Annotated in this window: 1 pseudogene; it reads right to left on the bottom strand. The window is 39.9% G+C overall.

Annotation, left to right across the window (positions count from 1 at the left end):
- Positions 1–1,069 precede the first annotated feature (1,069 nt).
- Positions 1,070–1,360, bottom strand: a pseudogene (locus D1831_RS14460) (beta-1,6-N-acetylglucosaminyltransferase); the annotation flags it as partial.

Here is a 1,360-nt window from a genome sequence, read left to right as displayed (position 1 = left end):
TTACTCAAATAATTAAAGTAAGAGGCGCTAAAAAAACTACCTCTGATTTAACTAAAAAACTAAACCCAAAAGGTCATGAAGACCTATTCTTAAATCACCACAAGATAAGAAAAAGATGACTTCATGACCTATGATCAAAACACCATTACTCGTCACTGCCAGTAACTTCAATCTTATGAACGCGGCCTAATTATGGCTTGGTAGCCTTACCGGCGGATTGTCCTAACCACAAGCCACTTAAGGCCTACTTTGCAAATACTGCCCAAAAGTGGTCTATGAACATCGGCGTGCGGCGTATCGCTGGTTGTTAAAAGCTCCTGAGTTTTTCCGCCAGCTAGTGGTGAGATTACGCCGTAAACCGCGCATTCACAGTGGGGATTTTTTTGTTCATTGGTTCAAGCCTAAACAACCAGAACTACCTTGCCCTTCAATACTGCCATCTATCACTGCATCGATGAAGGTCTCTTAGAACTGACTAATAGTGAGCTCCCGATAAAACTACGTTGCTGGGTAAAGTCATCTCACAAAGCCTACAACCACATGCATAAATACTCATTGGTGACATCCACCGAAGATCGCCCAACGACTGTCAACAACCGCATTTAAATTGACCATCTGGAAGTTAATCTAGTAACAGGTAAACGGGTTGCTAGTGAACCGACCATCATGACTTTAACTGAACGAGATAGTCGCTACAAAATCATTGTTAAGATTGAGGACTACCACGCTGCAGCCTGTCGCCGAGCACTTCAAGACGTTATTGAGGACAATTGTCCAGAACACTTCAAAACCATGAGTTTTGATTTACGAACTTGTGGTAACTGGTACAACGTTTTTTTCGCGCATCCGTACTCCCTCTGAGAATGATGGACCAACGAGAATCAAAACCAGCTAAGAATGTCCTGCCAGACTTTGATTAACTAGACCACTGTTTAAGGATAGGTTGTAAGTATTGCACTTGATTTGAGAATTCAGGACAGTAAAATTTTAAAACAATCTTCAAATCGTGAGATACCTGATAACATTAAAATCCCAATCTATGGCAAAACCAGCCACAAAATTACTTCTATTATTTATCCCTGTTCCTGATTACATAAAAGATTAAGTTCTTTCCTTTTTCCATATTGAACTTTCGCGCAAAAATTTTATCACTTTGCAAAAGCTTCATCCCATCTTGTACATCAGTAAACTCCTTTGGCGAACGAGCACTTCCCCATTCGATAAATCGCAAATTGCCGATTTTGGCATCCGCCAAAGTATTTTTAAATTTTGAATTAACTAATAGCGTTTGCATAAACATTTCATCAATTGCCCGACCTTTTCCAAATGCTTTATAAATTAAACATCGGTTGTCCACAAC

The sequence above is a fragment of the Lactiplantibacillus garii genome, from assembly GCF_003885105.1.
GTDB lineage: Bacteria > Bacillota > Bacilli > Lactobacillales > Lactobacillaceae > Lactiplantibacillus > Lactiplantibacillus garii.
The sequence above is the reverse complement of the archived record's forward strand: the minus strand, read 5'-3'. Positions and strand labels throughout refer to the sequence as shown.